The organism is Pseudomonas sp. LBUM1656, assembly GCF_059716065.1.
Map to the genome: position 1 here is coordinate 2,903,296 of NZ_CP166800.1, position 22,833 is coordinate 2,926,128.

17 protein-coding genes are annotated in these 22,833 nt (G+C 60.2%); 5 read left to right on the forward strand and 12 right to left on the reverse strand.

Features of this window, described 5'->3' with window-relative positions; translation table 11 throughout:
* Positions 1-48: 48 nt before the first annotated feature.
* Positions 49-2,586, reverse strand: coding sequence for a hybrid sensor histidine kinase/response regulator (locus ACA072_RS13260; protein ID WP_497624696.1), 2,538 nt, complete (start codon positions 2,584-2,586; stop codon positions 49-51).
* Positions 2,587-2,707: 121 nt separating this feature from the next.
* On the opposite strand from ACA072_RS13260, the gene ACA072_RS13265 reads away from it, so the two are divergent.
* Entirely contained in the window at positions 2,708-3,817 is a 1,110-nt protein-coding gene (locus ACA072_RS13265) for a PilT/PilU family type 4a pilus ATPase (RefSeq protein ID WP_497624697.1), read from the forward strand.
* 113 nt (positions 3,818-3,930) lie between these two features.
* On the opposite strand, the gene ACA072_RS13270 is transcribed toward ACA072_RS13265, so the two are convergent.
* From ACA072_RS13270 to ACA072_RS13320, 11 genes are all read right to left on the reverse strand, one after another.
* Positions 3,931-5,886 carry an acetoacetate--CoA ligase gene (locus tag ACA072_RS13270; protein WP_497624698.1) on the reverse strand — a complete coding sequence of 652 codons (1,956 nt, stop codon included), beginning with the start codon at positions 5,884-5,886 and terminating at the stop codon, positions 3,931-3,933.
* A 188-nt stretch (positions 5,887-6,074) separates the two neighbouring features.
* Positions 6,075-6,860, reverse strand: a complete 786-nt coding sequence (locus ACA072_RS13275; protein WP_497624699.1) for a 3-hydroxybutyrate dehydrogenase — start codon at positions 6,858-6,860, stop codon at positions 6,075-6,077.
* A gap of 7 nt (positions 6,861-6,867) precedes the next feature.
* Positions 6,868-8,259, reverse strand: coding sequence for a GntP family permease (locus ACA072_RS13280; protein WP_497310374.1), 1,392 nt, complete (start codon positions 8,257-8,259; stop codon positions 6,868-6,870).
* A gap of 297 nt (positions 8,260-8,556) precedes the next feature.
* Positions 8,557-9,972 (reverse strand): sigma-54 interaction domain-containing protein, encoded by a 1,416-nt coding sequence (locus tag ACA072_RS13285; protein WP_497624700.1) that lies wholly within the window; start codon positions 9,970-9,972, stop codon positions 8,557-8,559.
* Positions 9,973-10,097: 125 nt separating this feature from the next.
* A complete protein-coding gene (locus tag ACA072_RS13290) occupies positions 10,098-11,672 on the reverse strand; it encodes an ABC transporter ATP-binding protein (RefSeq protein ID WP_497624701.1) in 1,575 nt (524 codons plus the stop codon).
* Between the two features lie 14 nt (positions 11,673-11,686).
* Entirely contained in the window at positions 11,687-12,709 is a 1,023-nt protein-coding gene (locus ACA072_RS13295; RefSeq protein ID WP_497624702.1) for an ABC transporter permease, read from the reverse strand.
* Positions 12,709-13,770 carry a microcin C ABC transporter permease YejB gene (locus ACA072_RS13300; protein ID WP_497624703.1) on the reverse strand — a complete coding sequence of 354 codons (1,062 nt, stop codon included), beginning with the start codon at positions 13,768-13,770 and terminating at the stop codon, positions 12,709-12,711. Before ACA072_RS13300 ends, ACA072_RS13295 begins: the two co-directional genes overlap by 1 nt.
* Positions 13,770-15,638: an extracellular solute-binding protein gene (locus tag ACA072_RS13305; RefSeq protein WP_497624704.1), complete on the reverse strand. Its 1,869-nt coding sequence runs from the start codon at positions 15,636-15,638 to the stop codon at positions 13,770-13,772. Before ACA072_RS13305 ends, ACA072_RS13300 begins: the two co-directional genes overlap by 1 nt.
* Before the next feature lie 135 nt (positions 15,639-15,773).
* Positions 15,774-16,055, reverse strand: a complete 282-nt coding sequence (locus tag ACA072_RS13310) for a peptidylprolyl isomerase (protein ID WP_008150918.1) — start codon at positions 16,053-16,055, stop codon at positions 15,774-15,776.
* 83 nt (positions 16,056-16,138) lie between these two features.
* Positions 16,139-17,020, reverse strand: a complete 882-nt coding sequence (locus ACA072_RS13315) for an esterase/lipase family protein (protein ID WP_497624705.1) — start codon at positions 17,018-17,020, stop codon at positions 16,139-16,141.
* 287 nt (positions 17,021-17,307) lie between these two features.
* On the reverse strand, positions 17,308-18,396 hold the full coding sequence (locus ACA072_RS13320; RefSeq protein ID WP_497624706.1) for a 3-deoxy-7-phosphoheptulonate synthase: 1,089 nt from the start codon (positions 18,394-18,396) through the stop codon (positions 17,308-17,310).
* Positions 18,397-19,023: 627 nt separating this feature from the next.
* Here ACA072_RS13320 and ACA072_RS13325 point away from each other — a divergent pair.
* From ACA072_RS13325 to uvrC, 4 genes are all read left to right on the forward strand, one after another.
* Positions 19,024-19,782: a carbon-nitrogen hydrolase family protein gene (locus ACA072_RS13325; RefSeq protein WP_497624707.1), complete on the forward strand. Its 759-nt coding sequence runs from the start codon at positions 19,024-19,026 to the stop codon at positions 19,780-19,782.
* Positions 19,782-20,225 carry a GNAT family N-acetyltransferase gene (locus ACA072_RS13330; RefSeq protein WP_497624708.1) on the forward strand — a complete coding sequence of 148 codons (444 nt, stop codon included), beginning with the start codon at positions 19,782-19,784 and terminating at the stop codon, positions 20,223-20,225. The genes ACA072_RS13325 and ACA072_RS13330 overlap by 1 nt, the downstream gene beginning before the upstream one ends.
* A 127-nt stretch (positions 20,226-20,352) precedes the next feature.
* Complete coding sequence (gene gacA / locus ACA072_RS13335) at positions 20,353-20,994, forward strand: response regulator transcription factor GacA (RefSeq protein ID WP_008015884.1); 642 nt, start codon at positions 20,353-20,355, stop codon at positions 20,992-20,994.
* A 2-nt stretch (positions 20,995-20,996) separates the two neighbouring features.
* Complete coding sequence (uvrC, locus tag ACA072_RS13340) at positions 20,997-22,820, forward strand: excinuclease ABC subunit UvrC (RefSeq protein ID WP_109632020.1); 1,824 nt, start codon at positions 20,997-20,999, stop codon at positions 22,818-22,820.
* The last annotated feature ends 13 nt before the right edge of the window (positions 22,821-22,833 follow it).

Genomic DNA, 22,833 nt, shown 5'->3' on the forward strand with positions numbered 1-22,833 from the left:
CATACCTTGCAACGGTCGTGACAACGAGGCGCGCGATTATGCCTCAACTCACTCCGGTTGGCCGATCATCGTGCGAATCTTGTTCGCCAACAGGTCGATGGAAAACGGTTTGGCCACCATGTCCATGCCTTCTTCCAGGAAGCCTTGGCGCTCGGCGGCTTTCTCCGCGTAACCGGTCATGAACAGCACCTTGAGCTCGGGACGGTGCTGACGAGCAATTTCCGCCAGTTGCCGGCCGTTCATGCCCGGCAGGCCGACGTCGGTCACCAGCAAATCGACCCGCAGATCCGATTCCAGCAAGGGCAGGGCGGCCTTCGCATCCTCGGCTTCGTGGGCGTGATAACCCAGCTCGTTGAGCAGGTCGAGCACCAGCATGCGCACTGCCGGATCGTCCTCCACCAGCACCACGGTTTCACCGGCAATCGCCGGCGGCGCCTCGCCCGTCAGCGGCAGTAGCACATTTTCCGGTTCTGTGACGTGCAGCCGCGGCAGGTACAAACGAACGCTGGTGCCCTTGGCCGGCAAACTGAACAGGCTGACGTGCCCACCCGATTGCTGGGCGAACCCATAAATCATCGACAAGCCCAAGCCGGTGCCCTGGCCGATGGGTTTGGTGGTGAAGAAGGGGTCGAAGGCCTTGGCCAGCACCGAAGGCGTCATGCCGCTGCCGTTATCGCTGACGGCGATCATCACGTAATCCCCGGCCTTGACCGGTTCCAGCGTGGTGATGTCGCTGCCGTCGAGGTAAACGTTGGCGGTTTCGATCAGCAACTCGCCGCCGTCGGGCATGGCGTCCCGGGCGTTGATCACCAGGTTGAGCAGGGCATTTTCCAGTTGGCTGACGTCAGTGCTCACCGGCCACACCTCGTCGGCCAATAGCAGTTTGAGCTCGATGTGGTCGCCCTTGGTGCGGCTGAACAAATCTTCCAGGGAGTGCACCAGCGCATTGGCATTCAGCGGCTTGCGGTCCAGCGACTGACGCCGGGAGAACGCCAGCAGGCGATGGGTCAAGGCGGCGGCGCGATTGGCCGAGGACACCGCAGCTTCGGTAAAACGGCCAATCTCGGCGGAGCGACCGTCAGCGATGTAGCGCTGCATCAGGTCGAGGCTGCCGATAATCCCGGTCAGCATGTTGTTGAAGTCGTGGGCGATGCCGCCGGTGAGCTGCCCGACCGCTTCCATTTTCTGCGCATGGCGCAGGGCGTCTTCGGCGCGCTCACGCTCGAACATCTCGTTTTGCAGGCGCTGGTTGGCTTCGGCCAGTTGCTGGGTACGGGCGGTAACCCGTTCTTCAAGGGTTTCGTTGAGATTGCGCAGGGCTTCTTCGGTCTGTTTGCGCTCGGTTTCGTCGATCACGAAGATGTAGAAACCATTTACCGCCCCGTCGGCACCGTGGCGCGGCAAATAATTCATCAGTGCATGGCGGATGCTGCCGTCCCGGTGCGGCGTGCTGATGCTGAAACAGCAGGGCTTGCCCGTCAGTGCCAGGGCGATGTGTTCGGCGCGCAAGGCATACGCTTCTTCGCCCAGCACTTCACAAATGGTCCGGCCGTAGAGCTCCTGGGGCGTCAGGCCATACCAGTCGAGATAAGCCGCGTTGTTCAAGCGAAAGCGTTCTTCGCTGTCCACGTAGCTGATCAGGATGGGCATGGCGTTGATGATCAGTTGCAACTCGGTCTGGCTCTGGCGCAGGGCTTGCTCGGTGAGTTTGCGTTCGGTCAGGTCCAGCGCGGCGCCCAGAAACCGTATCGGCCGGCCATGGTGGTCCTTGTAGCATCGACCCCGGGCAAACACCCAGCGCAGGTGGCCGCCGGGTTGCAGCAGGCGATATTCCTCGGCGTATTCGGTGCCGTGGGTGATGGAATGTTTGATGCTGCGGGCGACCATCGCGCGGTCTTCCGGGTGCACGGCCTGGAGATAGGCGCTGATGGGCAACTGACTGGCGAGCAGTGGGTCGATGTTGTGCAGTTCGGCGAAGCGGGTGTCGGCAATGAAGCGGTCTTCACCAATGTCCCAATCCCAGGTGCCGACGGCGTCGGTGGCTGCCAGCGCCAGTTGCAGGCGCTCTTCGGTTTCGTGCTGGGCCTTGAGGCTGGCGGCTGAACGCTGTTCGAGTTCCAGCGCGATACGTCGGCGTTCATTGGTTTCAATGGCGGTGACCAGTATTCCGGCGACCTGAGCGCTTTCGTCGCGGATCGGACTGTAGGTCAGGTCGAGCCAGAAGTCGGAATCACCTTCGTCGCGCTGCAAGGTAAAGCGTTGTTCGCTGTAGGTTCGCACCTGGCCTTGTAGTACGGCGCTGTAAATGGGGTCGGTAAAGTCCTGGAGTTCTGGCCAGATCTGGTGCGTCGGTTGTCCGAAAGCGTGTGGATGCTTGCTGCCGGCGAGCAGGGCGAAGCCGTCGTTGTAGATTTGCGTGAGGTGCGGTCCCCACAGCAAGAGCATGGGCATCGGTGAATGAATCACGATGTCCACGGCGGTACGCAGGCTCTGTGGCCAGGTACTGGCAGCGCCCAGCGGGGTGCGTGTCCAGTCCAGTCTGGCGATCAAGGCCTGGGCATCGCTGCCCGTCGGTGATGCGTTCATCAAATTGTCCTGCGCTTAAGTCGGTGTGGCGGCGTCTACTATCCTTGCAGGGCGGTAGACGCTGGATGACCTGTTTGGGGTCATTATTTTTTCATTGAATGCTTCGCGGGTGCTTTTTGCCATGGAAATCGATGCACTGTTGCAGATACTGGCTGACCGGAACGGATCCGACCTCTATCTCTCCACCGGCGCGCCACCCAGTGCGCGGTTCGACGGCGTGCTCAAAACGCTGAACGATCAACCGTTCAAACCGGGGGAAGTCGCGGCCATTGCCGTGTCCATCATGGACGCCGAGCAACGTCTGGAGTTCGATCGCGAACTGGAGATGAACCTGGCGATCTCCCTGGCGGGTGTCGGGCGCTTTCGGGTCAATATCTTCAAGCAACGCAACGACGTGTCAATCGTGGCACGCAACATCAAGCTCGACATCCCGCGTTTCGAAGACCTCAAGCTCCCGGCGGTGCTGCTCGAAACCGTGATGCTCAAACAAGGATTGATGCTGTTCGTCGGCGCCACCGATTGCGGCAAGTCGACTTCCCTGGCAGCGCTGATCGATTACCGCAACCGTCACAGCAGTGGCCATATCGTCACCATCGAAGACCCGATCGAATACATCCATCGGCACAAAAAGTCGATCATCAACCAGCGTGAGGTCGGCGTCGACACCCGCAGTTTTCATGCCGCGTTGAAAAACACCCTGCGCCAGGCACCGGACGTCGTCTTGATCGGCGAAATCCGCGACCGCGAAACCATGGAACACGCACTGGCGTTCGCCGATACCGGTCATCTGGTGATCTCTACGTTGCACGCGCACAACGCCAATCAGGCGCTGGACCGCATCATCAATTTCTTCCCGGAAGAGCGGCGGACGCAGTTGCTGCATGACCTGGGTAACAACCTGAAAGCGTTCGTTTCCCAACGATTGGTGCATACCCGTGATGGTCAACGCAGGGCGGCGGTGGAAGTGATGCTCGGGACACCGACCATCGGTGACCTGATCCGGCGCAATGAGTTTGCCGAGCTGAAGGGGATCATGGAGAAATCGCTGGAATTGGGGATGCAGACGTTTGACGGTGCGCTGTACGCGTTGGTTGTCGAAGGGGCGATCAATGAGGAAGAAGCGTTGAAACATGCAGATTCGGTGAACAATTTGCGCCTGAGGCTGAAGTTGCACAGCGATTCGTCACCGCCGCCTCAATCGTCCTCCGGGGAATGGGGGCTAATGGACTGACACCCATTCCACTGTGGGAGCGGGCTTGCTCGCGAAGGCGGTGTGTCAGCCTACGTTGATGTTGACTGATACTCCGCCTTCGCGAGCAAGCCCGCTCCCACAGTTGTACCTCTTCAGTCGTTGAGCTCGGGGCGGTTTCGGAAGTGTTCCAGCGCTTCGGGGTTGGCCAGTGCATCGGTGTTTTTCACCTTCTGCCCATGCACCACATTGCGCACGGCCAGCTCAACCACCTTGCCGCTGATGGTCCGCGGAATATCGGTCACTGCGACAATCTTCGCCGGCACATGCCGCGGCGTGGTGTTGGCGCGGATGACCTGGCGGATCTGCTGTTGCAATCCTTCATCCAGTTCGACGCCGTCACGCAACTTCACGAACAGCACCACCCGCACGTCATCCTGCCACTGCTGACCAATCGCCACGCTGTCCAGCACCTGCTGCACCTTTTCGACCTGACGATAGATTTCCGCCGTGCCGATGCGCACGCCGCCCGGGTTGAGTACGGCATCTGAACGCCCGTGGATCATCATCGCGCCGTGGGGCAGTTGTTCGGCGTAATCGCCCTGGGCCCACACGCCGGGGAACTGACTGAAATAGGAAGCGTGCAGCTTCTCTTGCTGCGGGTCGTTCCAGAAACCAATGGGCATCGCCGGAAAGTGCCGGGTACAGACCAGCTCGCCTTTCTCGCCGATCACAGGTTTGCCGTCGTCGTTCCAGACTTCCACCGCCATGCCCAGGCTCTTGCCCTGGATTTCGCCACGACGCACGGGCTCAAAAGGGTTGCTGTTCACAAAGCAGGAAACGATGTCGGTGCCGCCGGACATCGAGGCCAGGCACAGGTCGCTCTTGAAGTCGCGGTAGACGTAATCGTAGCTCTGCGGCGACAGCGCGGATCCGGTGCAGAGGAGGATTTTCAGGCTGCTCAGGTCATGGCTCTCGCGCGGTTTGACGCCGTTGGTTTCCAGGGTCGCGAGGAACTTGGGACTGGTGCCGAAGACGCTGATGCGTTCATCGTCGATCAGGTCGATCAAGCGCTGGGGCTCTGGATGGAACGGCGAGCCGTCGTACAGCACCACCGCGCTGCCCACGGCCAGGGCCGAGACCAGCCAGTTCCACATCATCCAGCCGCAGGTGGTGTAGTAGAACAGCCGGTCGCCGGGGCCGAGATCGCAATGCAGTCCGTGTTCCTTGACGTGTTGCAGCAGCACGCCGCCGGTGCTGTGGACGATGCATTTCGGCACGCCGGTGGTGCCGCTGGAATAGAGGATGTACAGCGGATGGGCGAAAGGCACAGGGACGAAATCCGGTTCGCCGCCGACGTCGTAGAAATCATCCCACAGCGTCACGTTGGCCCGGGTGTGGAACTGCTCGATGTGTGCCTGCGGCCGGGCATATGGCACCACGATCAACTGTTGCAAGGATGGCAGGCGTTCGAGGATCTCATTGACCTTGGCGGTCTGGTCGATGTCCTTGCCGGCGTAGCGGTAACCGGCGCAGGTGATGAGCACTTTCGGTTCGATCTGGCCGAAGCGGTCGATGACACCCTGAGTGCCGAAATCCGGTGATGAACAGGACCAGATCGCGCCCAGGCTGGTGGTGCCGAGCATGGCCACCAGGGTTTGCCAGGTGTTGGGCATGCACGCGGCAACGCGGTCGCCGAGGCCGACACCGGCAGCTTTCAGACTGTTTTGAAAACCGGCGACATGCTCGGCCAGTTCAGCCCAGGTCAGGTGTTCGCGCTGGCCGTTCTCGCCAATGGCAATCACCGCGATGGCATCGTCGCGACGACGCAGCAGGTGTTCGGCGAAGTTCAGGGTCGCGCCCGGGAACCACTGGGCGCCGGGCATCTGCAAGCCTTTCAGCAGCACCGCGTCGGGTTGGTCGTGGAAACGGATGTCGAAGAAGTCGACGATCGCCTGCCAGAATGCGACCCGCTGATCGATGGACCATTGGTGCAGGGCGGGGTAGTCGTCGAGGTGGATGTTGTGCCGCTTGATGATGAAGCGCCGAAAGGCCTCCATGCGGGTTTTGCTGATGCGATTGGCGCTGGGTTGCCAGAGGATGTCGGACATGGTTTGCCTCTTCTTCTTATGCCTACACAAAACTACTGTGGAGTGGGCTTCTGTGGCGAGGGGGCTTGTCGGATCGCCGCATCGCCCCGTTCGGCTGCGAAGCAGTCGCAAATCGGTTGTCGCGACCATTTCAGGGCGGTTTCGCCACCCAACGGGGGCAAGCCCCTCGCCACAGGGGTGTTGACTGATTACTGCGCCAACCACCCACCATCAATATTCCACGCCGCGCCACGCACCTGGCTGCCGGCTTCGCTGCACAGGAACAACACCAGCTCACCCAATTGCGGCGGCGTGACGAATTCCAGCGACGGCTGCTTTTCGGCCAGCAAATCATGCTGCGCCTGCTGCGGGTCGATCCCCTTGGCAATGCGATCATCAATCTGCTTCTGCACCAGCGGCGTCAACACCCAGCCCGGACAAATGGCGTTGCAGGTGACATTGGTCGTTGCCGTTTCCAGCCCGACCACTTTGGTCAGGCCAATCACACCATGCTTGGCCGCCACGTACGCGGCTTTACCCACCGAACCGACCTGGCCGTGCACCGAGGCGATGTTGATGATCCGCCCCCAACCCTTGGCGCGCATGCCCGGCAGGCTCAAACGGGTACTGTGGAACACCGACGACAGGTTGATCGCAATGATCGAGTCCCAGCGCTCCATGGGGAAGTCTTCCACCGCCGCCACATGCTGGATCCCGGCATTGTTCACCAGAATGTCCACGCCACCGAACTCACGCTCGGCGTAGGCGATCATATCGGCAATTTGCGCCGGGTCGCTGACATCGGCCGGGTGATGGCCGACCTTGCCACCGCTTTTTTCAGTGAGCAGCTCGACCTCGGCGATCACCTTGGAAGCATCGCCGAAACCGTTGAGGATCAGATTGGCGCCAGCCTTGGCCAGGCTCAAGGCGATGCCCAGGCCAATGCCGCTGGTGGAGCCGGTGACCAGTGCAGTCTTGCCCGAAAGAGTTGTCATGAATACCTCACACAATGCCAGTGGCGTAGAAAGTACCGATCACCACAAAGACCGCCAGGGTCTTGATCAGCGTAATACAGAAAATGTCTTTGTAGGCTTCGCGGTGGGTCAGACCGGTCACCGCCAGCAGGGTAATCACCGCGCCGTTGTGCGGCAGGGTGTCCATGCCGCCACTGGCCATCGAGGCCACCCGGTGCAGGACTTCCAGCGGAATGTTGGCGGCATGGGCCGCGGCGATGAAGTCATTGGCCATGGCTGCCAGCGCAATGCTCATGCCGCCCGACGCAGAACCGGTGATGCCGGCCAGCAGGGTCACGGTAATTGCTTCGTTGACCAGCGGGTTGGGAATGCTCTTGAGCCAGTCGGCCAATACCAGGAAGCCCGGCAAGGAAGCGATCACCGCACCAAAGCCGTATTCCGACGCAGTGTTCATCGCCGCCAGCAACGAACCGCCGACCGCACTGCGACTGCCTTCGGCGAGCTTGCCGCGAATCGCCTTGAAGCCGAACACCAGCACCATGATGATGCCCACCAGCAAGGCTGCCTGAACCGCCCAGATCGCCGTGAGCTTGGCGATTTCGGTGGTCACCGGCGCGGCCATGCCCGGCAGTGCAAGGCTGTGGGTCTTGCCGTACCACTGCGGAATCCACTGGGTAAACAGCAGGTTCATGATGCCCACGGCCAGCAGCGGTGACAGGGCGATCCACGGGTTTGGCAGTTTGATGTCGGGCGCGGTTTCCGGCTCGTTGCGCAGTTCGGTGCCATAACCTTCGCCGGCGGCCTGGGCCTTGTTGCGCTGGCGCTGGAGAAACAGCATGCCGGCGCTAAACACGAAGATCGCGCCGATCACACCCAGCCACGGCGCCGCCCACGCGGTGGTGTTGAAGAAGGTGCTGGGGATGATGTTCTGGATCTGCGGGGTGCCGGGCAGGGCGTCCATGGTGAACGAGAAGGCACCGAGGGCGATGGTCGCCGGGATCAGACGCTTGGGGATGTTGCTCTGGCGGAACATTTCAGCGGCAAACGGATAGACCGCAAACACCACCACAAACAGCGACACGCCGCCGTAAGTCAGAAGTGCGCAGACCAAAACGATGACCAGCATCGCCTGGCGGGTGCCGAGCAGCCGAATCGCTGCCGCGACGATGGAGCGCGAGAAACCCGACAACTCGATCAGCTTGCCGAACACCGCCCCGAGCAGGAACACCGGGAAATACAGTTTGATGAAGCCGACCATTTTCTCCATGAACACCCCGGTGAAGGCAGGGGCGACGGCGGACGGGTCGGTGAGCAAGACAGCGCCGAGGGCGGCAATCGGGGCGAAGAGAATAACGCTGTAGCCACGGTAAGCAGCCAGCATCAGCAGCGTGAGGGCTGCCAAGGCAATGATCACACTCATGTGTGTCTCCTGGATTGTTATTTTTGTAGGGTGGATCTTTTGTGGGAGAGGGCTATAGCGAGATTCGTGCCAGACATGCAACATGTTGAAATGGAAGGATATTTATTGATTTGCGAGGCGATTTTGAATTATTTGTCTCTATTTTGAGATTTCTAGTGACTGTTCCGACGTCTTCGCGGGCAAGCCCGCTCCCACAGGTTTTGTGGTTACCGCGCTGAATTATGGCTCGACGCTAGCCCTGTGGGAGCGGGCTTGCTCGCGAAGAGGCCTTGTCTACCAATAGAGATCAGTGTCTCGTTATAGAGACTCGGCAATCCCCAACGCCACCATCTTCTTATACAAAGTAGACCGCCCCAGCCCCAACCGCGCCGCCGCTTCAATGACCTTGCCCCCGCATTGCGCCAGGGCCGATTCAATCAACTGCCGGTCAAACGCCTCCCGCGCTTCATTGAATGTCTGATGCACAGCCGACTCGATCACCCTCGGTACCACACGCTCAACCGGCGTAAACGTACCAATCGCCGCGCGGATATCTCCCGCATTTAATACCAGGTCATCACTGAGCAGCGCCGCGCGCTCCAACACGTTGCGCAGTTCGCGGATATTCCCCGGCCAGGCATGCTGCCCCAACAGATCCAAGGCTTCGGTGTTCAACTCATGCTGGCTGCGCAGTTCCTCAAGAATCGCTTCACTCAGCGCCGGCAAGTCATCGAGTCGATCGCGCAACGGCGGCACGTTGATCGGCAGCACGTTGAGGCGGTAGTACAAATCGGCCCGAAACTCACCGCGCTTGATCGCCGCTTCCAGATCCGTAGAGGTAGCCGCGATCACTCGCACATCACTCTGGATCACTTCATTGGAACCGACCGGCTCGAACTCCTTTTCCTGCAACACGCGCAGCAATTTGCTTTGCAGTGGCAGTGGCATGTCGCCGATTTCATCAAGAAACAGCGTACCGCCCTGGGCGATCTGCAACTTGCCGGCGCGGCCCTTGCGATCGGCGCCGGTGAAGGCGCCGGGCGCGGTGCCGAAGAACTCGGCTTCCAGCAGCGACTCGGGAATCGCCGCGCTGTTGATGCTGACAAAGGCTTTATGTGCCCGGGGCGATGCGCCGTGGATCGCCTGGGCCAGCAACTCCTTGCCGGTGCCGGTTTCTCCGAGCAACAGCACTGGTGACTCGGCACTGGCGCTGCGCCGGGCGCGGCGTTTGACTTCAAGGCTGGCGGCACTGGTGCCGATGAAGTGGGCGAAGTTGTACTTGGTCTGCCGCGACCGCAGTAATGAGCGGGTGGAGGCCAGTTCTTCCTGCATGCTCAGGTAGCGTTTGAGCATCGGCGACAGGCTGTGCAGTTCGTCGAAAAGCGCAAAACCAATCGCACCGATCACCGCACCGGCATCGTCGTGGATGGGCAGGCGCATCACCACCAGCGGTTCTTTCGGCGTGTCTTGCATGTCCAGCAAGATTGGGCGCCCCGTGCGTACCACCTCACGTAACAGGCTGCCCGGGATCACGCTTTCGCAGGCCTTGCCGATGGCCACTTCGGCCGATTCCAGGCCGAAACGCCGGGCGTAGCGCTCGTTCATCCAGACGATGTTCGCGTCGCGGTCGACAATCACCGTGCCCTCGCTCGATTGCTCGATGATTTCGAACAGCGAACGGATCGCCAGCAGGCGAACGCGCTGGTAATCCTTGAGGCTTTCGGTGGTGTTCATAGAGGTCAGATCCAGATTATGTATTGTCTTGGCGGGCCCTATCGCTAGCAGGCTAGCTCCCACAGTGGACCGCGATTCAATGTGGGAGCTAGCCTGCTAGCGATTGAGGCGACGCGGTCCTATGCCTACCGCGTATGCGCCGCCGCCAACAGCTCTTTGGTATACGGATGCTGCGGCGATTCAAATACGTCATGGCTGGCACCGCTTTCCACCACTTTGCCATCCTTGATCACGATCATGTCGTGGGCCAGGGCACGCACCACCGCCAGGTCGTGGCTGATGAACAGGTAGGTCAGGCCGTGTTTTTCCTGAAGCTGGCGGAGCAGGGCGACCACTTGTTTCTGTACCGTGCGATCCAGTGCCGAAGTCGGTTCGTCGAGCAAAATCAGTGCCGGTTTCAGCACCAGGGCCCGGGCGATGGCGATGCGCTGGCGCTGGCCGCCGGAGAATTCGTGGGGGTAGCGATTGCGGCTTTGCGGATCGAGGCCAACTTCTTCCAGGGCACGAATCACTTCGGCTTTGCATTCATCAGCGGTCAACTGGCTATGCACTTCAAGCCCTTCGCTGATGATCTGCGCTACGGACATACGCGGGCTGAGGCTACCGAAGGGGTCCTGGAACACCACCTGCATCTTTTTGCGCCATGGCCGCAGCTGCTTTTGCGTGAGGCCGTCCAGCGCCTCGCCCTGAAAGCGAATGCTGCCTTCGGAATCGAGCAAACGCAGGATCGCCTGGCCGAGTGTCGACTTGCCCGAGCCGGACTCGCCAACGATGCCCAGCGTTTTGCCGCGCTGGATGTTGAGGCTGATGCCGTCCACTGCGTTCAGGTACGTCTTGCGCTGGAACAGCCCGCCCCCGAGGGCGAATTGCACGCGCAAATTATCCACTTCCAGCACGTTCTCGCGCTCATCCCGGGGCAGGGCTTCGCCTTCCGGTTCGGCGTTCAGCAGTACGCAGCTATAGGGGTGTTTCGGCTCGGTGAAGATGGTTTCGCAGGTAGCCTCTTCGACGATTTCCCCGGCCTTCATCACGCACACACGCTGGGCGATGCTGCGCACCAGATTGAGGTCGTGGCTGATCAACAGCAGCGACATGCCGAGCCGCTGTTGCAGGGACTTGAGCAGAATCAGAATCTTGCGCTGCACCGTCACGTCCAGCGCCGTGGTGGGTTCGTCGGCGATCAGCAACTGCGGCTCACAGGCCAGGGCCATGGCGATCATCACCCGTTGCCGCTGACCACCGGACAGTTGATGGGGATAGGATTTGAGCCGTTCCTTGGGCTTCTGGATACCGACCAGTTGCAGCAATTCCAGAATCCGCGCTTGCGCCGCTTTGCCCGTCAGGCCCTTGTGCACCAGCAAGGTTTCGCCGATCTGTTTTTCGATGCTGTGCAACGGATTGAGCGAGGTCATCGGTTCCTGGAAGATCATCGCGATCCGGTTGCCGCGCAGTTCACGCAACACCTGGGGCGGGGCGCCGAGCAGTTCCTTGCCGCGATAGCGAATGCTGCCAGTGGTTTGTGTGCCGGTCTCGGGCAGCAGTTGCAGGATCGAGTGGGCGGTCACCGATTTACCGGAACCCGACTCGCCGACCAATGCCAGGCATTCTCCAGGACGGATGTCCAGGCACAGGTTACGCACCACCGTCTGGCCATTGAAGGCCACGCTGAGGTCACGGATTTCGATCAGGTTGGTACTCATGTCTACAGTCCGCGTCAGGATCGGGGGTCAAAGGCATCACGCAGCGCCTCGCCGATAAACACCAATAAGGAAAGAATCAGCGCCAAGGTAAAAAACGCCGTCAGCCCGAGCCACGGCGCTTGAAGATTCTGCTTGCCTTGCCCGATCAGCTCACCTAGCGATGCGCTACCGGCCGGCATGCCGAAGCCGAGGAAATCCAAGGCCGTGAGGGTGGAAATCGCCCCGGTGAGAATGAACGGCAGGTAGCTCAAGGTCGCGTTCATGGCATTGGGCAGGATATGCCGGACAATCACTTTTCGGTCCGTAAGGCCCAGCGCACGGGCGGCCTTGACGTATTCCAGGTTGCGCCCGCGCAGGAACTCGGCGCGCACCACGTCGACCAGCGCCAGCCAGGAGAACAGCGCCATGATCCCCAGCAACCACCAGAAATTCGGCTCGACGAACCCCGACAGAATGATCAGCAGGTACAGCACCGGCAGCCCGGACCAGACCTCCAGCAAGCGTTGACCCAACAGGTCGACCCAGCCGCCGTAATAGCCTTGCAACGCGCCGGCGGCGATGCCGATCAACGCGCTGACGAAGGTCAGCATCAACGCAAACAGGATCGACACCCGCGCCCCGAAAATCACCCGGGCCATGACGTCCCGGGACTGATCGTCGGTGCCCAGCCAGTTGACACTCGAGGGCGGGCTCGGCGCAGGCTTATTAAGTTCATAGTTGGGCGTGTCATCGCTGAACGGGATCGGCGGGAACAGCATCCAGCCGCCGTCCTTTTGAATCAGCTTCTGTACGTAGTCGCTGCGATAGTCGGCCTGAAATGGCAGTTGCCCGCCGAACTCCTGCTCGGTGTGGCGCTTGAGCACAGGGAAATACCACTGCCCCTGATAACTGACCACCAGCGGTTTGTCGTTGGCGATCAACTCGCCGCCCAGCGTCAGCAGAAACAGGCCGATGAACAGCCACAGCGACCACCAGCCCCGGCGGTTTTTCTTGAAGCGTTCAAAGCGGCGACGGCCTAACGGCGAGAGCTTGAACATCAGGCGTTCCTCGCGGCGAAGTCGATACGCGGGTCGACCAGGGTGTAGCAGAGGTCGCCGATCAGTTTTATCAGGAGCCCGAACAGCGTGAAGATAAACAGCGAGCCGAACACCACTGGATAGTCCCGGGATACGGCGGCCTCATAACTCATGCGCCCCAGGCCATCGAGCGAGAAGATCACCTCGATAAGCAGCGAGCCGGCGAAAAACACACTGATGAACGCTTGGGGAATGCCCGACACCACCAGCAACATCGCATTACGGAACACGTGGCCGTACAGCACACGTCGTTCGCTCAAGCCTTTGGCCCGTGCGGTGACCACGTACTGGCGTGTGATCTCATTGAGGAACGAGTTCTTGGTGAGGATCGTCAGGGTGGCGAAACCACCGATCACCAGCGCCGTCACCGGCAGCACCAGGTGCCAGAAATAGTCGGCGATCTTGCCCACGGTCGACAGCGATTCGAAATTGTCCGAGACCAGTCCGCGCACCGGAAACCAGTTCAGCGAGGTGCCGCCGGCGAAGACCACGATCAGGAACATTGCGAACAGGAACGCCGGCATCGCGTAACCGATGATGATGGCCGTGCTGCTCCAGATATCGAAATGGCTGCCGTGGTGAACGGCCTTGCGGATGCCCAGCGGGATCGATACCAGATAGGTGATCAGCGTGGCCCAGAGCCCGAGGGAAATGGTCACCGGCATTTTTTCCAGGATCAGGTCGGTGACGGTCGCGCCGCGGAAGAAGCTTTTGCCGAAGTCCAGGCGCGCGTAGCTGGTGAGCATCAGCCACAGGCGTTCGTGCGCGGGCTTGTCGAAGCCATACTGCTTTTCGATGTCCTTGATCAATTGCGGGTCGAGGCCGCGACTGGCCCGGGAGGTGCTGGACATGGTCTCCCCGGAGCCGCCGCCGACACTCGCGCCGCCGATGCCTTGCAAGTGCGCGATGGCCTGTTCCACCGGACCGCCCGGCGCGGCCTGGACGATGATGAAGTTGACCAGAAGAATGATCACCAGCGTCGGGATGATCAGCAGCAGGCGCCGCAGTATATAAGCCCACATCAATGCGGCCCTCCGGGTTTGCCACGACGGATTTTCTCGGCCGTCATCTGCTGGTTGGTCAGCGGCGTGGTGCTCACTTCCCACCAGCTCTCAATGGCTTCGTCATTACTGGCCTGCTCGTTGGGCATGCCGAACCGGTTCCACCACACTGTCGAAGTGCCCGGCGGGTAATAGTTGGGAATCCAGTAGTAGTTCCATTGCAGTACCCGGTCCAGCGCGTGGGCGTAACGCAGCATTTCCGGCTGGGTGTTGGCGCGGACCAGCCCGTTGATCAGGGTGTCGACCGCCGGGTTCTTCAGCACCATGTAGTTATTGGCGCCAGGGTCGTTGGCCGAGCTCGAGCCGAAGTAGTTGAACAGCTCGCCACCCGGTGAAGTGGTGACCGGGTATCCGGTGACGATCATGTCGTAATCGCGGCTCATGAGGCGATTCACGTACTGCGATGAGTCGATGCGCCGAATGTTCAGGTCGATGCCGATCTGTTTCAAGGTGCGCTTATACGGCAGCAGCAATCGGTCCATGCCGTTCTGGCTGACCAGGAAGGTGAAACTCAGCGGCGTGCCTTCGGCGTTGACCAGTTGGTCGCCATCGGGTTTCCAGCCGGCCTGTTCAAGCAAGTCCAGCGCCTGCAGTTGCTTGTCGCGAATCAGGCCGCTGCCATCGGTTTTCGGTGCTTCGAAGACTTGGGTGAAGACTTCGTCGGGGATCTGCCCGCGCAGTGGCTCGAGAATCGCCAATTCGCCAGCATCCGGCAGTTTGCGGGCGGCGAGGTCGGTGTTGGAAAAGAAGCTCTGCTGGCGGATGTACAGGTCGCGCATCATCTGCCGATTGCTCCACTCGAAATCCCAGAGCATGGCCAGGGCCTGGCGCACGCGGCGGTCCTGGAACATCGGGTTTTGCAGGTTGAAGACAAAGCCTTGGGCCGATTGCGGGGCTTCTTTGGCCAGATGCGCTTTTTGCAGGCGGCCGTCGCTCAGGGCCGGGCTTTCGTAGCCGATCGAGTAGCCGGTCGCGGAGAACTCGCGGTTGTAGTCGTAGGCGCCGCCCCGCAGGACCTGGCGCGCGACGTCGGTGTCGCCGAAGTACTCGATGCTGAAGTGATCGAAGTTATAGAGGCCGCGGCTGACCGGCAGATCCTTGCCCCACCAGGTGGCGTTGCGTTCGAAGGTGATGCTGCGACCGGAATCGACTTTGCCCACCTTATAAGGACCGCTGCCCAATGGCGCCTCATAACCACCGCCGTTGGCGAAGTCACGGGTCTTCCACCAGTGCTCGGGAAATACCGGCAAGGTGGCTATGTCGAGAGGCAGGGTTCGGTTTTCGTTGCTCTTGAAGTCGAACCGAACCGTCAGTGGCGCTTCGACTTCGACGCTTTTGACGTCGGCGAACTGGGTGCGATAACGCAGGCTGCCCTGGGTCATCAGCAGGTCGAAGGTGTAGCGCACGTCCTGGGCGGTGATCGGTGTGCCGTCGGCGAAGCGTGCTTTCGGGTTCAAGTAGAAGCGCAGCGACATACCGTCGTCCGAGCGCTCCATCGTCTGCGCGACCAGGCCGTACACGGTATAGGGTTCGTCCAGCGAACGCTGGGCCAGGGGCGAGTAAAGCAAGCCGTCGATTTGCGTGACGCCAATGCCTTTGTCGATGTAAGGCAATATATGGTCGAAATGCCCGATCTCGATGGCCGAGCGACGCATCGTGCCACCCTTGGGGGCCTGCGGGTTGGCGTAGGCGAAATGACTGAAGCCGGCGGGGTACTTCGCCGGTTCGCCGTACACGGTCAACGCCTGTTGCGGTGCTGCATTCACACCAGCGGCGCCCAACAGCAGGGCCACGGCAGTGAACAACAAAGTGGGGAAAGCCAGTCGCATTGTCAGCCTTAGAGCCGGGTGGTCGATAACCGCAATTTGTACGCTAGCAGCGCGTCCCTCGCCAGCCGTATTACGTATCCGAAACACGACGGCCCACCAAAAGGCGGGCCGTCATGCATAAAACCAGGTCGCTGATCAGTCCTGGCGGCTGGTCACTTCCAGCAGGTGATAACCGAACTGGGTCTTCACCGGGCCTTGCACGACGTTGATCGGTGCGCTGAAGACGACGGTGTCGAACTCTTTGACCATCTGGCCTGGACCGAACGAACCCAGGTCACCACCCTGACGGCTGGATGGGCAAGTGGAGTTGGCTTTGGCAACTTCGGCGAAATCGGCGCCGCCTTCGATCTGGGCTTTGAGTTCGTTGCACTTGGCTTCCGAGGCAACCAGGATGTGACGGGCAGTGGCTTTAGCCATGGAAAAATACTCCTTTCAATATTCAGTAAAGTGCGGAGCCTACCGGATTCAGTGGGCTATTTCTCGTCAAAGTTCCGCACGGATTATAGGCCGGCATTTCTCAGACGCTCGGCATGCTGCACATACAAGGCAATCGGATCGATGCCCTTGCGCAGTGCTCCTGCGGTTTGGCTGAGGCTGTCCAGATGATCCAGCGGATAGTCGGAACGGATAACCTTGCCCAGATGGGAGCTGTAGCGGCCAACCATGCCGTCATTCTGCTCCGCTTCGGTGGTGAAATAGCGCGAAAAGGCCTGGAGGAAACCGTGCAGCGGATCGACCGCATCCAGCCCTTTGTCGAGCAGATCGCCCTGCAATGTCCCGCTCCAGGAGTAATAACGCACGCCATTAACCAGCTCGCGGCCCTTGCCGCCCCAGGTTTTCGGCAGCCCTTGCGGGTACTTGTCGTTGAAAGCGCCCACACCTTCGGTGGTCAACGCATTCAGCGCGGCGATGGCATTTTGCGGCAGGGCCTGGTGGCCGCTGAGCAACGACAGAAAGTCCGCAAACAGCGTGGCAACCGTGTCCGCGACGTGTTCCGGCAGGCGTCCGGGTGTCAGTGCCTTGCGCAGGAAATCAGCCAGTTCCGAGCCGTGGTTCGGGCCGCTGACCGAGGTCACCGACGCGACAATGTCCGGCGCGATGGCCGCGGCGTAACGTGCCGCGAGTGCCCCCTGGCTGTGACCGATCAAGTTGACCTGCTGGGCGCCGGTTCCTTCCAGCACCCGTTCGATCTGTGCCAACAGTTGTTCACCGCGCACTTCGTTGCTTTGGGTAGCCGAGAGGTAGGGGATAAACACTCTTGCGCCGGCACTCCTGAGAGCCTGCTTGACGTCATGGAAGAGTTCGACTTTACCAATGCGATCAAAGCCGAAGAGCCCGTGGATCAGCAGGATTGGATACTGGGTAGTTGCATTCCGTAGCATGTTCTTTCCTTTTTCGCGGTGGGTCAGAGGTGTGAATATGAGCTCACTCTAAAGCACACCGGCGGCTCGGCGATGTATGACAAATCCGCTGTAACCTGATGAAAAAGGCATAGAAAACGTAGGAAAGTTCGAAAGAGCATGAGGTCCGGTTCGGAATATTTGGACATCTTTTTGTCGTTCGCAGCGCACATCATCGCAACGGCCTACCATGCGGACGCCGTTTACCTGTAAGCCGATTCGCTTTTCAGACGCCCAGCCCTCGACCGAGGGCTGGAAGGTCAACAATGTTACGCCGGTTGTTGAACGCCGTTCTGTGCACGCAGCCGTTCTGCGGACTGGCGCAGAAGTTGTTCAGTTGCGGTCCATCCAAGGCAGCCATCCGTTACCGATACGCCATAGCGCAGCGATGGACTCAAGGGCTGGCAGCCTTCGAACAGATGGCTCTCGATCATCATGCCAATCAGCGATCGATCACCTTGCAGGCGTTGTTCCAACACATCGTTGAACACGGCTGGCTGACGTGCAGGGTCTTTGCCGCTGTTGGCGTGGCTGCAGTCGACCATGATCCGTGCCGGGATCTTGAGTCGTTTCAGGTCGCTGTTCACTTGGGCGACGCTGTCACGATCGTAGTTCGGCCCGCGATGACCACCGCGCAACACCAGATGGGTGTCAGGGTTGCCCGGGGTTTGAATGATCGCTGGATGCCCCTGGCTGTCGACGCCGAAATGGCGATGCGGATGTTCAGCCGAACGCATGGCGTCGCTGGCAACGGCCACGCCGCCATCGGTGCCGTTCTTGAAACCGACCGGCATGCTCAGGCCGCTGGCCATTTCACGGTGGATTTGCGACTCGGTGGTGCGGGCGCCAATAGCGACCCAGCTCAACAGGTCGTCGAAGTAGCCGGCCGCCATCGGTTGCAGCAGTTCGGTGGCAATCGGCAAGCCGAGGCGCAGCATTTCGCGCATCAGTTCGCGCGACAGCGTCAAACCGGCGGCCATTTCATCGCTGCCATCAAGCTGCGGGTCGTAGGCCAAGCCTTTCCAGCCAACCGTGGTGCGGGGTTTTTCGACGTAGGCGCGCATCACCAGCAGCATTTCATCGCGGACTTCTGCCGCGAGGCGAGAGAGATTCGCCGCGTATTCGAGGGCGGATTGGGGATCGTGAATCGAGCAAGGGCCGACGATGACCAGCAGACGGGAATCTTCACCGTCGAGGATCGCGCGGACCGCATCGCGGTGGGCAGCGACTTGTTGGGTCAGGGCATTGTTGAGGGGCAGTTGCTGCTTGAGTTGCAACGAACTGGGCAGACGAAGGGTCAGCGCTTCATTGGCAGGGCTCAAGGTGGACAGCGGCAGAGCAGAGACGGACGAATTCATATTCAAGCTTCCTGGGCTGGCGGCGGGTTCGTTCCCGCGCGCTCGGCCCTACTGGGGTGTTCGACAATTGGCCGGGTTGGCCGCGTGGGCGTGCTTGCCACCAGTGGGTGACCGATCGGAGGCGGCAGGCTGTCCCGAGCGGAGGCTGCTAAATCGCCAGGCGGAAAAGCGGTCGTAACGGTAATAAGTGGCGTAGTTCATTTCGTGAATCCTCTGGTTGTCTGGTGTGTCGCTAAAAATGTGTGGGGCTGAAAAAACAAAACCCCCGGTCGGGAGGCCGACCGGGGGTTGAGAATTCTCTGGTGGCGACCCGTTCAAAGTGGGCGCCGTGTGGGTATCAGGCGCGCCAGTGGCTAAACCAATACCCAAAATAAAAGCTGACCGGAGCACAAACGTCAGTCGCCCGGCCAGCCGCAACCGAGCGCGAGGCGCTGGCGGTACGAAGCGGTGAGAGGGCGTTGAACATGGTCTGTCTCCGATGGATGCGCCGAGCTTACTAGAGCCCGGTGCGCTGTTTCAATCAGAAATTGCTATGGATCTCCGACGGCGTTTTCTATCACTTGAGCGTGCCGGGGTTTATGACACACTTCGCGTTCCGCCCAACCTGTCACATCACAAGGACGAAACATGACGACCCTGACCATCGCCGCCGCTCAATCGATCTCCATCGCCGGAGACCTCGCCGCCAATATGGCCTGGCATCAGCGCTTTATGCAGGTTGCGGCCGAGCAGGGCGTGCAGTTGCTGGTCTTTCCCGAATTGTCGCTGACCGGGTACGAGCGTGGACTGGCGGCAGAGTTGGCGATCGCCCCGAATGCCGAGGTGCTGCAACCATTGCGAGACTACGCGCAGGAAGTGGGCGTGACGAGTGTGGTCGGGATGCCGATTCGTCTGTCGGATCATTCGCCGGTACTGATCGGCGCGTTGGTGCTGGGCGCTGATGGTTCGCTCGGAGTGTACAGCAAGCAGCACTTGCACCCGGGCGAAGAGGTGGCGTTTGCGCCAGGTACGGGTGGTTCGACATTGACCATCGGCAGTGACACGGTCGCGTTGGCGGTGTGCGCCGATTTTTCCCACGCCAGTCACGCTGCCGCGGCAGCGGACCAAGGCGCTGACCTTTATGCCGCCGGCGTACTGATCACCGAAAAGGGCTATTCGCCGGATACTGCCCTCCTGCAAGGCTATGCTGGCACTCATTCGATGGCTGTTCTGATGGCTAATCATGGCGGGGTGACCGGAGGTTGGGAGTCGGCGGGGCGCAGTGCAATCTGGGCGGCGGACGGATCGCTCGTTGCAGCGGCACCCGGTACGGGCAACCTGCTGGTCGTGGCTCGCCGAGACACTGGCGGCTGGAAGGGGGAAGTTGTGACGGTCGTGGAGGCTTGATGGGCTTCGAATTGCGCCCGGCAACGTCCCGGGATCTGGAGTTCGCTCGCGACCTGACCTGTCGAACCATGCTCGGCTACTACATTCGACATGATTTGTTATGGCAGGACGAAGCCTTCGATGTGGCCTGGGTCGGGCGCGAGAACTGGTTGATCGTCCGTGACGATGTCTTGCAGGGTTATCTGAGCCTCAGTCGTGACGCCAGAGCGTTGTACATCCGCGAATTGCACGTGCTCGAAGCGTTTCAGGGGCAGGGTGCCGGTTCCTGGGCGATCGATCAGGTATTTGCCATGGCATGCAATGAACGGCGTCCGGCGTTACGACTGACAGTTTTTGAAACGAATCCAGCCAGGGCACTGTACGAGCGAAAAGGGCTGAGGGTAGTCGGCCAAGACGAGTGTTTCCTGAGAATGCAGCGCGATGTCGGTCAGCTCCATGGCTGAAACACGCTTGGCGCAAGCCTTTCAAGATGTATTGAAACTTTTTATATAGCGCTTGCCGCTAGGTCTGCCAGTCGCTTTTTGCTAAGGTGTCCGGCAACCCAATAAGACCATATCGCGAGGTGTCTGCTTGATTAGGGTGCTAGTAGTCGATGACCATGATCTCGTTCGTACAGGCATTACACGAATGCTGGCTGACATCGATGGCCTGCAAGTAGTCGGCCAGGCTGAGTCGGGGGAGGAATCCCTGCTTAAGGCGCGTGAGTTGAAACCCGATGTGGTGCTGATGGACGTCAAGATGCCCGGGATCGGCGGTCTTGAGGCCACGCGCAAGTTATTGCGCAGCCATCCCGACATCAAAGTCGTCGCGGTCACCGTGTGCGAGGAAGATCCGTTCCCCACGCGGCTGTTGCAGGCCGGTGCCGCAGGTTATCTGACCAAGGGCGCCGGGTTGCCGGAAATGGTCCAGGCGATTCGTCTAGTGTTTGCCGGGCAACGCTACATCAGCCCGCAGATTGCCCAGCAGTTGGCGATCAAGTCCTTTCAGCCGACCAATGATTCTCCGTTCGACGCGCTGTCGGAACGCGAGATTCAGATCGCCTTGATGATTGTCGGCTGTCAGAAAGTCCAGATCATTTCCGACAAGCTCTGCCTGTCGCCCAAAACGGTCAACACTTACCGTTACCGCATTTTCGAGAAGCTTTCGATCAGCAGTGATGTCGAGCTGACGCTGTTGGCGGTGCGTCACGGCATGGTCGATGCCAGCCTCTGAAAATGACTGAAGTCTTCGATCCAGGCGCTTTTCTGTCCACGGTCAGTGGGCGTCCGGGCGTCTATCGCATGTTCGACAGCGATGCACGCCTGCTGTATGTCGGCAAAGCCAAGAACCTGAAGAATCGCCTGTCGAGCTACTTCCGAAAATCCGGTCTCGCGCCCAAGACGGCTGCACTGGTCGCCCGTATTGCCCAGGTCGAAACCACCATCACGGCCAACGAAACGGAAGCCTTGCTGCTTGAGCAGACGCTGATCAAGGAGTGGCGCCCGCCGTATAACATCCTGCTGCGCGACGACAAATCCTACCCTTACGTCTTTCTCTCGGATGGGCAGTTTCCTCGCCTGAGCATTCATCGCGGTGCGAAAAAGGCCAAGGGCAAATATTTCGGTCCGTATCCCAGCGCGGGCGCCATTCGCGAAAGCCTGAGTCTGCTGCAGAAGACCTTTTTTGTTCGCCAGTGCGAAGACAGCTATTACAAGAACCGGACGCGCCCGTGTCTGCAATACCAGATCAAACGCTGCAAGGCCCCGTGCGTCGGACTGGTGGAGCCTGAGGTGTATGCCGAGGACGTTCGCCACTCGGTGATGTTCCTCGAAGGCCGCAGCAATGCGCTGACGGACGAGTTGTCCGCCGGCATGGAAGAGGCCGCGATCAACCTCGAATTCGAGCGCGCTGCCGAGTTGCGTGATCAGATTTCACTGTTGCGCCGGGTCCAGGATCAGCAAAGCATGGAGGGCGGCACCGGCGATATCGATGTGATCGCGGCGTTCGTCAATCCGGGTGGTGCCTGTGTCCACCTGATCAGCGTGCGCGGTGGGCGGGTGCTGGGCAGCAAGAACTTTTTTCCTCAGGTCGGTATCGACGAAGACGTTTCCGAGGTGATGGCTGCTTTTCTCGGTCAGTACTTTATTACCAGTCCCGAGCGCGACTTGCCGAGCGAGCTGATCGTCAACGTGGTTCACGAAGACTTCCCGACCCTGATTACGGCCATCGAAGAGCTGCGCGGTCGCGAATTGACCATCAGCCATCGGGTGCGCGGTACCCGAGCGCGCTGGCAACAACTGGCGGTCACCAATGCCGAGCAAGCGTTGGGCGCGAGGCTGGCCAACCGTCAGCACGTCGCCGCACGTTTCGATGCCCTGGCAGAAGTGTTGAACCTTGACGAGCCGCCGCAGCGTCTTGAGTGCTACGACATCAGTCATTCCAGCGGCGAAGCGACTGTGGCCTCTTGTGTGGTGTTCGGTCCGGAAGGTCCGATCAAGTCCGACTATCGTCGTTACAACATCGAAGGCGTCACTCCGGGCGACGACTATGCGGCCATGCACCAGGCACTGACCCGGCGCTTCAGCAAACTGAAGGACGGGGAGGGCAAGCTGCCGGACATTCTGCTGGTGGATGGCGGCAAGGGACAGCTGTCGATGGCTCGCGACGTGCTCAATGAACTGGCAGTGCCTGACCTGATTCTGCTGGGCGTGGCCAAGGGCGCAACGCGCAAGGCCGGATTTGAAACCCTGTACCTCAACGACGCGGCCCACGAATTCACCTTGCGCGGTGATTCCCCCGCGCTGCATCTGATTCAACAGATACGCGATGAAGCCCACCGTTTCGCAATTACCGGGCACCGCGCGCGCCGTGGCAAAACCCGTCGCACCTCGACGCTTGAGGGGGTTGCCGGCGTCGGACCGACACGACGGCGCGATTTGTTAAAACATTTTGGTGGATTGCAGGAGCTGTCTCGTGCCAGCATCGAAGAGATCGCCAAAGCACCTGGGATCAGTAAAAAGCTCGCAGAGTTGATTTATGCAAATCTGCACAGCGAGTAGAATGCCACCTCAC

What these genes read in the sequence shown, in the direction of transcription:
- ACA072_RS13305 (WP_497624704.1), bottom strand. Translation starts at nt 15,638, where the DNA reads ATGCGACTGGCTTTCCCCACTTTGTTGTTCACTGCCGTGGCCCTGCTG.
- ACA072_RS13295 (WP_497624702.1), bottom strand. Translation starts at nt 12,709, where the DNA reads ATGTTCAAGCTCTCGCCGTTAGGCCGTCGCCGCTTTGAACGCTTCAAG.
- ACA072_RS13275 (WP_497624699.1), bottom strand. Translation starts at nt 6,860, where the DNA reads ATGACAACTCTTTCGGGCAAGACTGCACTGGTCACCGGCTCCACCAGC.
- ACA072_RS13330 (WP_497624708.1), top strand. Translation starts at nt 19,782, where the DNA reads ATGGGCTTCGAATTGCGCCCGGCAACGTCCCGGGATCTGGAGTTCGCT.
- ACA072_RS13290 (WP_497624701.1), bottom strand. Translation starts at nt 11,672, where the DNA reads ATGAGTACCAACCTGATCGAAATCCGTGACCTCAGCGTGGCCTTCAAT.
- ACA072_RS13315 (WP_497624705.1), bottom strand. Translation starts at nt 17,020, where the DNA reads ATGCTACGGAATGCAACTACCCAGTATCCAATCCTGCTGATCCACGGG.
- ACA072_RS13265 (WP_497624697.1), top strand. Translation starts at nt 2,708, where the DNA reads ATGGAAATCGATGCACTGTTGCAGATACTGGCTGACCGGAACGGATCC.
- ACA072_RS13270 (WP_497624698.1), bottom strand. Translation starts at nt 5,886, where the DNA reads ATGTCCGACATCCTCTGGCAACCCAGCGCCAATCGCATCAGCAAAACC.
- ACA072_RS13320 (WP_497624706.1), bottom strand. Translation starts at nt 18,396, where the DNA reads ATGAATTCGTCCGTCTCTGCTCTGCCGCTGTCCACCTTGAGCCCTGCC.
- ACA072_RS13260 (WP_497624696.1), bottom strand. Translation starts at nt 2,586, where the DNA reads ATGAACGCATCACCGACGGGCAGCGATGCCCAGGCCTTGATCGCCAGA.
- ACA072_RS13280 (WP_497310374.1), bottom strand. Translation starts at nt 8,259, where the DNA reads ATGAGTGTGATCATTGCCTTGGCAGCCCTCACGCTGCTGATGCTGGCT.
- ACA072_RS13285 (WP_497624700.1), bottom strand. Translation starts at nt 9,972, where the DNA reads ATGAACACCACCGAAAGCCTCAAGGATTACCAGCGCGTTCGCCTGCTG.
- ACA072_RS13300 (WP_497624703.1), bottom strand. Translation starts at nt 13,770, where the DNA reads ATGTGGGCTTATATACTGCGGCGCCTGCTGCTGATCATCCCGACGCTG.
- ACA072_RS13325 (WP_497624707.1), top strand. Translation starts at nt 19,024, where the DNA reads ATGACGACCCTGACCATCGCCGCCGCTCAATCGATCTCCATCGCCGGA.
- uvrC (WP_109632020.1), top strand. Translation starts at nt 20,997, where the DNA reads ATGACTGAAGTCTTCGATCCAGGCGCTTTTCTGTCCACGGTCAGTGGG.
- ACA072_RS13310 (WP_008150918.1), bottom strand. Translation starts at nt 16,055, where the DNA reads ATGGCTAAAGCCACTGCCCGTCACATCCTGGTTGCCTCGGAAGCCAAG.